7 protein-coding genes are annotated in these 10,306 nt (G+C 61.9%); 1 reads left to right on the forward strand and 6 read right to left on the reverse strand.

The window, feature by feature from the left end; genetic code table 11:
- Nucleotides 1-364 precede the first annotated feature (364 nt).
- The 5 genes from GY725_00770 to GY725_00790 form a co-directional block, all read right to left on the reverse strand.
- Nucleotides 365-3,622 (reverse strand): sulfatase-like hydrolase/transferase, encoded by a 3,258-nt coding sequence (locus GY725_00770; GenBank protein MCP4002702.1) that lies wholly within the window; start codon nucleotides 3,620-3,622, stop codon nucleotides 365-367.
- Nucleotides 3,615-4,367: a phosphocholine cytidylyltransferase family protein gene (locus GY725_00775; GenBank protein MCP4002703.1), complete on the reverse strand. Its 753-nt coding sequence runs from the start codon at nucleotides 4,365-4,367 to the stop codon at nucleotides 3,615-3,617. The genes GY725_00770 and GY725_00775 overlap by 8 nt, the downstream gene beginning before the upstream one ends.
- A 49-nt stretch (nucleotides 4,368-4,416) precedes the next feature.
- Nucleotides 4,417-6,129, reverse strand: a complete 1,713-nt coding sequence (aepX, locus tag GY725_00780) for a phosphoenolpyruvate mutase (GenBank protein ID MCP4002704.1) — start codon at nucleotides 6,127-6,129, stop codon at nucleotides 4,417-4,419.
- A 178-nt stretch (nucleotides 6,130-6,307) separates the two neighbouring features.
- Nucleotides 6,308-7,585 carry an FAD-dependent oxidoreductase gene (locus GY725_00785; GenBank protein MCP4002705.1) on the reverse strand — a complete coding sequence of 426 codons (1,278 nt, stop codon included), beginning with the start codon at nucleotides 7,583-7,585 and terminating at the stop codon, nucleotides 6,308-6,310.
- The gene (locus tag GY725_00790; GenBank protein MCP4002706.1) at nucleotides 7,582-8,475 is read right to left on the reverse strand and encodes a universal stress protein; all 894 of its coding nucleotides are present in this window, start codon (nucleotides 8,473-8,475) and stop codon (nucleotides 7,582-7,584) included. Before GY725_00790 ends, GY725_00785 begins: the two co-directional genes overlap by 4 nt.
- A 183-nt stretch (nucleotides 8,476-8,658) precedes the next feature.
- Between GY725_00790 and GY725_00795 the strand changes: the two genes are divergently transcribed.
- A complete protein-coding gene (locus GY725_00795; protein ID MCP4002707.1) occupies nucleotides 8,659-9,132 on the forward strand; it encodes a YbaK/EbsC family protein in 474 nt (157 codons plus the stop codon).
- A 24-nt stretch (nucleotides 9,133-9,156) separates the two neighbouring features.
- On the opposite strand, the gene GY725_00800 is transcribed toward GY725_00795, so the two are convergent.
- Nucleotides 9,157-9,948 carry a CBS domain-containing protein gene (locus GY725_00800; GenBank protein MCP4002708.1) on the reverse strand — a complete coding sequence of 264 codons (792 nt, stop codon included), beginning with the start codon at nucleotides 9,946-9,948 and terminating at the stop codon, nucleotides 9,157-9,159.
- Between the last annotated feature and the right edge of the window lie 358 nt (nucleotides 9,949-10,306).

Consider the following 10,306-nt stretch of genomic DNA (forward strand, 5'->3'; position numbering starts at 1 on the left):
AGCGAGAAGCGGGAGTCGCCGCCTGAGCAAGAAGCGTGATCCGATCGCAGATCCGTAGATCTGCAGAGGGTCGCGCGACGCAGCGCAGGCGGATGCATCGAGCTTCGCAGCCGCAGCCTCCCTGTGCAGAGGTTCCCTAGAGCCTTTTGCCACCACGGTGCGAAGTAGTCCGAGACCGCGTGATGTTTGCGATGCTCCCGAGCACCGGGGCCAAGAGGGGAAGCCGCGTGAAAGACGAAGCGATGAAGGATGTACTCCAGGAACGTCCAACCTGCGACTCCGAACGAAAAGGCGAGTGCAATCGCTCCGGAATCGGCCATGTCCAGGAGAGTAGCCCAACCCCGTTGTTGCTGGGAACGAAACGCTAGCGCGGTGCCAGATCGAGTAACTCGCTCGTGGCCGGAATTCCAATGGGCTCCAGCTCAGCGAGTGCGCACGGGTCACGAGCTTCGACGGCCGCTTTGAGCAACGCAACTCGGGCGAGGGCTTCCGGATGATCGAGTGAGCGCAGCTGATCGAGCAGCGCAGCGCTCTCCTGCCAGCGCCGCTGCACCACCCAGACGTGGGCCAGATTCAGAGCCGCGCTGATGCTGCTGTCATCGAGTTGTAGAGCGAGCTTGAGAAATTCACTCGCGTAATTCGCTGCGCCTTCTCCCAGGCGAACGAGCCGCGCACCAAAGTCGACACAGGCGTCGACCCGGGCACGCTCCAGATCCTTGCAATGCCCGATCCACGGATAGAGCTGCTCGAGACCCAGATCGAAGCCGCGGCGAGCCAGGGCGTGGCTCAGAACAGCGGGGTTCGTGGCCGAACTAGCATTACAGGTCACGACTCGTTCGTCGACAAACAGAGGCGGAGACCTCTCGAGAACGCGCACGTAGAAGTCGTGCATCGCAGAAGTTCCCAGGTCCACCTGAAGCCAGCCCAGTCGATCGTGCATCAGGGATCGATACATCCAGCTCGAAAACACGGGAGTCTGTGTCAACACACGGGAAAGGGAGTGATCCGAAGTGGTGAGAGGAACCCCCGCGGCCGTATCCGCTCGACCGAGTACCGAGATACACTCGGGATGCGCCTCGAGAGCGAGCCAGAGTTTCTCGACGGCGTCGGGTGAGTATTGAGCGTCTGCTTCGACCCAGCAGATGGCGCGGCCGCGTGCGGCCCTCAAAGCCCGTTGCATCGCCTCTGCGGGCGCCCCGGCGGAGTGGCTCTCGACGATCCGCAGGCGCGCGTCGAAATCGGGCGGTGCGAGTCCCGGCGGGCTCACCCAGATGAGTTCGAAGTCGCCAAGCGTCTGGGCGCGGAACGTATCGAGCAGTGAATCGACGGAATCGAGCGGTGTCGCTGTAACGACCAGCGAGACAGCGGGCCCGGACTGCGGATTGGCGACGGCCCCGCGTACGACTGCGGCCGTCGCTCCGCAGACGCGCGCAGAGATGGCGACGGGCGCTTCCAACGCAAGCTTGCTCCAGATCCCCTTCGCGCCCGCCAGACCTCCAGAATTCGAAACGAAGCCGCCCAGTGCGCGAACGGTCTCGGTGCGAAACATCAGGATTCTGGAATCTGGCTGGCCGCCGGTGCTGGCGAAGGAATCTCGGGCGCTGAGGCGAACGAGCATTCCCTCCGAACTCACGGCGTGCAGGTCCCCATGAGCCAGTCCGCTCGCAGGCTCATCGCGCAATGCTGCGACGAGAGAAGAGAGAAAGTGCTCTTCGTACACCGTGTCGGAACTCGCGACCGCCGTGAACGGAGTACGGACGAACGCTAAGCCCCGGTCGAGCAGCTCGCAGACGTCGCCCGACCAGAGACGCCAGGAACGCACGCGAGGATCGTCGGCAAATTCCTCGTCGACGAGCTTCATGCCACTCGCGTGTACCGAAGCATCGAGCACCAGGATCTCGAAGCCCGGACCCGCCTGTGCGCAGAGGCTTCGCAGACAGGTTTCCGGATTCGCATGACCTGCTTCATCATCGAGAAGCGGCAGGAGCACACTGACCTCGGGCGAAAAGTCTGCAGGGTGCAGTTCCTGAGCCCGTTGGGCGTAGATCTGTTGAGGCTCTAGAGGATTTTCGATCAAGGTCTCGTTGAGCGCCCGACGCAGTTCGGTTTCGATCGCCAGCCCCTGCCCTAGCTGATTCACCGTGTAGTCCGCATCGCGATCCAGATCCATCAACCAGTTGCTATCGGCCCGGTAGGCGTGCAACGCCAGCTTCCAGCCTTCGGCGCGTACGCACCAGAGGTTCGACGCATCGGGCGAAGGCGGGTGGTCGAAAGCGGCTCCCTTCTCGCGAAACGCCCAGAGGGGAGTGTGCTGTCCACCGAGCAATACTGGGAGCAGGCTCCGCCCCTCTGCACCCATGGCCCCACCGGTTCCCAGATCAAATACGGTCGGCGCGACGTCAATCGAGCGGGCGAGTCCGTCAATGCGTCGGGGCGCGATTCCTTGGCCAGTGAAACTGGCAAACGTGAGTGCAGCACTCTCCGTGTGTCGCGGGCCGTACTCGCGCTCGATCTCGGCGAAATCTTCATCCAAAGCCGCGCCGTGATCCGTCGTCAAGACCAGAAGATCTTCCGGTCCGTACTCGATCGAATCGAGAATCCCCCGCAGGCTTTCGGAGACGGGCTCCAGATTGGCGTCGTAGCCCTGGGTCGACCAGATGTCCCGCATGAGCCCATTCAGTTCGTGGAAGAGCTCCATGTGGATGTACGCGAACTTCGGACCTTCTGTCGCGTTGAATTTCTCGATGAACGCTTTCCGTCGGGGAGACGCGAGGTCGTTTCCGAATAGTGCCAGACCTTCGCCGATCGGTACGTCGCTGTGTTCCCAGACATCGAAACCGGATTTCGGAACGACCTGCTCGCCTGCGCAATCGCACCAGCGAAACGTCTGATAGCCTTGTTGTTTGAACAGGTCGGCAAGCGAGAGCACTCGAGGATGAATCCGCCACATTGCGTCTCGGGTCCAACCGAGCATGCGGTGGTTTGCGGGATACATCGAAGTGAGCACCGAGTGCATCGCGGTATGGGTTCCGGCTCCCGCCGAGTAGACCTGCGGGAGCAGCGCTCCCCTGGAAAGCAGTTCGTCCAGATAGTTTCGGGGTCGGGTCTCGTTCCCGCAGGAATTCAGCCGATCGGGCCGTACGCCATCGACGCAGATCCAGATGACATTCCGCGCCCGGAGCGCGTTCCGATAGGAAATGGCGCGCTCGTGTTCTCGAGCGAGTTTCTCGAGCCGATCCGCGGCCTCGGCCGCAGTCGGACAGACGAACGCGTGCGTGAAACGGCGGGCGAGGAACGCCTGCTCTTGCGTCGATGTGAGCACGGCATCGAAAGGCAGCATCTCGTCGCGTTCGCGATAGACCTCGTCGGCTTCATCGAGCATGAGGCGGACTCGCATTGCGTGGGAGTCCTGGCTCAATTTTCCAGAAGACGAACTTCCAGAGCTCAGCCAGATCAGGGAGCCAGGCGTAGCCGCAAACTGATAGGGCAGCTTTCGAGCTTCGAGTTCAGCAACGATCTGGGGCGACTCGCGTGTCGCGATGAGATTGGCTTGCGGCAGATGGGCCGCGACCGAAACCAAAGGCGCTATCCCGTCGACTCGATTCAGAAGGAGGTCAATCACCTTCGGACTCGACCCACGGCGCACACCCCGCCGCCACGGCGGTGCGCGCGCCTTCCAGGTCGGCGGTCGTATCGATCTCGGCCCAATAGGCACCATCGCCGATATCACAGGGAGTCACTTCCACTCCGCGCAGATTGAGGCGCTCGATTGCGTGTGCAAAGTAGGTCTGGAGGTGACCGTCGCGAACCAGTTCTTCGATTTCGGCCATGAGTTCGGTACGGGCGTCGCGGGACACACGTGCCAGGCCAATGAACTCGCCACTCGCATCGGAAATCGGAAGTTCCTTGCCCGTGCGAACGATGCTCTCGTCCACGATCTGGACTTTCATGTCCTCGTGATCGCAGAGCTTGCGCTCGACCGACAAGACTACCTCGCCGGTCGCTTCGAGAAGCCGCCCCAGGATCGCCGGATCAAAGAGCACATCGCAGTGCAGGTAGACGAAATCATCGCTGAGCAGGTGACGCGCCATCCACAGTGAAGCCATGTTATTGGTCTCGGCCCAGAACGGATTGTAGACGGCCGTGGCAGAATCTGGCAGCAACGCCTCGATCTGCGACGCACGATAACCCGTGACGACCACGAGGTCCTTCACGCCATACATTTGCAGCGCTTCGATCTGCAACGAGAGAAGCGAGCGACCACCGATCTCGAGCAGGCACTTCGGTGTGTCGTCGGTCAATGCCTGAAGCCGTGAGCCGCGCCCCGCGGCAACGATCACGGCCTGCACGGCGACATCTTTTCGCATTCGCGTATCAGGTTCGTCAATACCGCGATCAGGGTGCAGCACGAGACTCTCATGTGTTCGCACCTCCCCGCCGGGCAAAGACGCTACAGGCTTCGCGGTAGTCGTCGAAACTGTGGATTTCCATCCAACCCGAGGACGTCTCGAGTGCGTGCACGGGATAGCCCCGATCGATCACTTCCTGGATCAGGTCGGTAAATGATGCCTTTCGCGTATCGGCGGCCTCGTGGAAGCCCTCGTCTGCGCGCACAAGCGCGGCTTCCCAGGCTTCTTCCAGAAGGCCGAAGCCCTTCTCGGAGAACAGGGCGAGTCCGATGAACTCCGTGTGGACCTCAGCTGGATGCAAGGTCTTGCCGATGCTCACCACGGTCTGATGTGAACCCGTTTCCAGGGCGCGACGCGTCTGCACCGGTGCTTCCGCAAGCGCTACATAGTCCCGAGCACGAGTCCCGGCATCGGCTGCGGGATCGAACTGACGATTGACCGCGAGTACAACATCTTCATTACAACTGAGAAGTCTGCGAACCAGATCCGTATCGAAGAGTACGTCGGAGAAGATCATCAACGTACGTGCTTGCTGCGCGGAGCCTGCACTCAGGATCGATGCCGCGATCCCAGTCTGTGCCCAGCGTTCGTGGTGTACGATCTGCACACCCTCGACATCGATCCGGTCAGCCCGGTGTCCGGAGATCACGCGAACATCCTGCACACCGACTCGGTTCAGGGTTTCAACCTGTCGTTGGAGCAGTGGCTCACCGTGGATATCGACCATGGCCATCGGCACGTCAGCTGCGATCTCTCGCATCGATGCCTCACCGGAATGATCGCCTGCGGCCGGAATCACGACGCGAGTCGGTTCACCCGCGCGCAGGAATGCCTTCTCGTCGGCCTTCATCTGCGGCATGCCCTGTAGTTCGAAGACCTCGGTCATCGACGCAATATCCGATTCGACTGCGGACGTCGAACCCGTCTGGAGAATCCGCGAGTAGGTATCCTGCATCGCCCGAATCGAAGCGCGCAGACCGTGGTTTGCATAGATCAGCAAGGCAATTCCCACTGCCTCCAGCTCTTGCGCGCTGATCTGATGGTAGGTCGTCGGCACGACGACGAGCGGCGCCCGCGCCTCCCACCGCCGGACGAACTCGAGTATCTCGTCTGGAGTTTTCGACTTACTGTGAATCAGGACCGCGTCCGCCCCCGCGTCGGCATACGCGCGGCCCCGCCGCAGCGCTTCTTCAATACCGTGACCCGCCACCAGCGCCTCGACCCGCGCAATCACCACGAAGTCATCGCTGCGTTGGGCGTTCTTGGCTGCCATGATCTTGCCGACGAATTCCGCGACAGGTGCAAGTTCCTGCCGGCCGGGAACAAAGCTGTTCACCTTTGGAAAGAGCTTGTCTTCGATGCTCACACCCGCGACCCCGGCGGCCTCGAAGCTGCGCACCATATGGATCACGTTGTTCGAGTTGCCGAATCCAGTGTCACAATCCGCCACGATTGGAATCGAAGTGCTGCGGGCCATCGCGGCGGCAGCGTCGAGAAACTCTGTCATCGTCAGGATGTTCGCGTCCGGCACACCATGCGACGTGGAGATCTCCAGACCGCTCGACCAGATCGCATCAAACCCCGCCTGGTCACCGATGGTTGCACCGAGTGCATCGTGCGCACCGATGGCGCGCGCGATCGTTGGCTGCGCGAGAAGTTCGCGCAGACGTCGGGCTTCACGATGCATGGTGTTTCGGCCCAATTCGCATACCGAGTTCATCGGCATCACCTCGACATCGCTGTATCAGCAACCGGCAACAGACTCCGGAAGTCCCGACAGAACAAGCACACTGGAGTCGGGCGGCTGCGGGGATCGACTCCTCTGACGCATATGCAACACATGATTCTCCCGAGTCACCGGCGAGTCGTGTTGCGTCTGCGATTGGCCTAATAGGCCTCTAACGAGCCGCGCTGACGATCGCGCCGCGTTCGACGAGCGTGGCGCGCAAACGGCTCACATCGAGGTCGGGCGGGGCGATACCGGTTTCGAGTGACAATGCGGCGGCGACACCGGCCGCTTCCCCGGTAGCCATGCAGGCGGGTATCTCCTTGGTCGCGTGGTGCACGCGATGCTCGACAGAGATGCAGCGACCTGCGACCAGAAGGTTGTCGAGTTCGCGCGCCTGCAACGCACCGTACGGAATATCGTAGGTCGCTCCGTAGCGGGTCCAATGGCCCGTGGTCGCGATGGCCTCGTTGGAGGGTTGGTCCATGTCGTCGCGCGTCAGTACGCGGCGTCCGATGAGTCGACGACTCTCGGTAATGCCCAGAGCAGAAGCGACCTCACATAGATGCGCGTGTTCGAATCCGGGCACGTCCCGGCGCAAGCGCTCGTACTCGCGCAATACGCGTGTGCGACATTCGAGTTCAGCGTGGGTCAGATCTTCCGGCGAGGTCGCATCTATGCGGCCGATTTTCTCGATGGAACCCCATGGCATCAGGACCTTGCCCTCCCCGATCGCCTGAAAGCCCGTACCGCTCGCTGCGGCCGCGTCGACGTCGACTCCACCGACCGTGAACCACATCCACGGCAACACGCTCTCCGACTCGAATGCGCAACCCGCACTCGCGCCGATATCGAGGTCCCCGGTCGTATCGATCACGATGTCGGCGCTGACCGCGAATCGGCCCGCCTTGCTCTCAAATGCAACGGCTCGTACGCGGCGCTCTTCGAGGATCGCCGCAGACCCCCACGCGTGGCAGAGCAGCCGGACCCCGGACTCGCGAACCAGATCGTCGAGTACCCCCTTCATGTACGCGGGCTCAAACGCCACGGAGTAGCGCACGCGATGCGGTCCACCTCCCCAGACCAGTCCAAAACGCCGGTCACGCGCAACGAGATCGGCATCGTCACTGCCCCACTCGTCCGAAGACGGGTGGAAGGCCGCACCCCGGGCGTCGAGACGATCGATGATCTCCTGGCACAACCCAGCGATGATCTGACGTCCGCGACCGTCATCCAGCGTGAGCAGGAGGACGATGAGGCCCCCTGTGGCCAGCCCGCCCAGATAGCCGTTGCGCTCGACGAGCATGACATCGGCGCCTGCACGCGCAGCCGCGCTGGCCGCGGCAACCCCTGCCGTTCCCCCTCCCACAACGAGGACGTCCGCGCGATGTCGTACGGGTATGTCCCGTGCGGCTTCTCGAAGGGTTTCGTTCTCGGCGCCTGCGCTCAAGAGTCGTGGGCCTTTCCGGAGACGGTTACCACGGGGCAGGGAGTCATATGAATGGTACGTTCGGCGACGCTTCCGAGTACGAAGCGGGACACACCTGTCTGCCCGCGCGTTCCCATTACGATCATATCCGCCTCGACGCGCTTTGCAGCGTCGCGCACGGCACCGGCGGCGGGTTCCCAGACGACCTGGGTCGTGACCTCCAAACCGCTCGAACGAATGCGTTCCGCCACTTCTTCCAGTCGGCCCCTGGCCGACTGCCGGAGATCGTCGATCAAGGTCGGTGGTAACATAACGCTACTCATCGACATGACCGGAACCTCCAGATGCTGGGCATTGACGAGATGGAGGCTCGCCCCGTGGGCCTGGGCAAACTCGACCGCCCATTGAAGAGCGAGTTCCGCCGTCTGCGAGAAATCAGTCGCAACCAGGATGCGCTGGAATACCAGAGGCTCGTCTCCCTTTGGGAGACTCGCATCATGCGCAAGCGTGAGCACTGGACAGGGCGAGGTCGCCAGAACGCGTGTGGCGACGCTACCGAGAAGCGCATGGCGCAGCAAACCTCCGCCGCGGGAGCCAATCAACACGAGATCGATTCCCCGCTCTTGTGCCAGGCGTTCGATAGAATCCGCGGGGTGTTCGCTCGTGATCTCGGTCTCGGCCGTCACCCCGAGTGCCTCCGCGGCATTCTGGAGTTCGCCGAGTTCGCGAATCGCCGCAGCTCGCAGATTCGACCACCACTGCCCCGTGACCGTCATATCCGAAGGCAGGTACAACGCGTGAACGATGACGAGCGCCGCCCCCTCCCCTTTCGCAAACGCGAGCGCATAGGCGAAAGCGGCACGCGAAGCCTCTGAGAGGTCGACCGGAACGAGGATCTTTCGGATGGCCATGATTGCTCCTTTCCACTTCGCGGTGTGGAAATCCGCGCATCCTCTTGTTGTAGCACCATTCATACCAACCCACAGCACGAGGCGCGCAGTCCCACCTCGCGGCATTCCGCCCCGCCGCGGGGTGAGCAGAGCGGTGAATGCGGCGCCGCTCGTGGCACGGAAGTTGCGACGTTGATTTCCAGTATGAAAGAGATCTGCGGACCGCTGCGAGAACTGTTCGAGCGCGAGCAAGTCGATTACACACTTGTCCCGCACCATGCCGACCACACCGCGTATCAGACGGCGTGGGATACCCATACGCCTTCGCATAGCTTTGCGAAGTCTGTGTTCGTCCGTACGGAAAAGGGTCTCGTGCTAGTGGTCCTGCCAGCCGACGACCGGGTCTCCGAGACGAAACTCCGGCTCGCACTCGGTGCGGAATACGTCGAGATTGCGAGTGAGACGGAGATTGCAGAGGTATGCCCGGAATGCGAGGTCGGAGCAGCTCCCCCGTTCGGGAACCTCTGGGGACTCGAGGTTTTCGTCAACACCGCACTCGCCGAGTCGGAGACCATTACCTTCAATGCTGGAACGCACCGCACGGCAGTGCGTATGGGCTACGCGGACTGGGCCGGTTTGACGACCCCACGCGTGATTCCGCTCGGAAGGCATGACTGAACATCCCGGGCTCCCGGATCAGGGCTAGCCACCCGATGCGGCGACTCTTGCGAAGTCGATTCCGGTCAGGATTCCCGAAATCTTGCGGTTGTCATCGATTGCGATGACTCTTCGAACCAGGAGTTCCGCCACCTGGGCGGCAGCCCGGTAAAGCGGAGTTTTTTGGCTGAGCACCAGCATGGCCCCACTCATCACAACCTCGACCTGGGTATCGCGCGATTGATTCCGGGAGCGCAGAGCTTCCCGCTGAGTGTAGAGGCCAACGGGCCAGTCATTTTCGAGAACTACGAGCCCCGACACGTGGGCCTTTTCGAGGCGTTCGGTCGCGATCGAGATCGGCTCTTCGGCTCGCACTGAAAAGGCCGGAGAAGACATCCAGTCAGCGATCGGTTGGCGAACCCGCTTGTCGCGAATAGCGAGCATCACGTCGCGCGTCGTCAACACACCGACCAGCCTATTTCTCTCCTGCACGTAGACCCGGTGGAAGTACCCGTCGACCATCCGCTGAGCCGCTAGAGCCATGGGGTCAGCAGGTTGCACCGTCACGACATCGCGACTCATCACTTTTTCAATGCTCTGATTCGGGAGGGTCAGAAGAGACGAACGGGGCAGACTCCCGGCCTGCAGGCGGCCGACACGGATCAGATCGGTCATGGAAATGACTCCGATGATCTGTCCGGATCCATCTGTGACGGCGAGGCTCGAAATCCGAAGCTCCTCGAGGCGATTTCGAGCCGTCTCCAGAGTTTCCCCGCCGGAAACAGAATGGACCGGAGAACTCATGTAGTGGTCAACCGATACCCGAAAATTCGACACGAAGCCCTCCTCTCATTCCAAGTTCCAGACGTCGATGTGGAAGAGAGCAGACTTCATGCCAAGCACTCGACACTTTCGAGCCGCGCCTGAACGCTATGAGCGACTGGATGTCTCACTCTCGCGCCGGAATGTGGCCTTTTGGAGTCTGCGGCGCTCTGCCGTCTGCAGCGCCTGGATCCTTCGGCTCACCTAGGGAACCCCTGCACAGGGAGGCTGCGGCTGCGAAGCGCGATGCATCCGCCTGCGCTGCGTCGCGCGACCCTCTGCAGATCTACGGATCTGCGATCGGATCACGCTTCTTGCTCAGGCGGCGATTCCCGCTTCTCGCTCGAATCCTCCCTGTGCAGAGATTCCCTAG

The sequence above is a fragment of the bacterium genome (assembly GCA_024226335.1).
Classification (GTDB): Bacteria; Myxococcota_A; UBA9160; order SZUA-336; family SZUA-336; genus JAAELY01.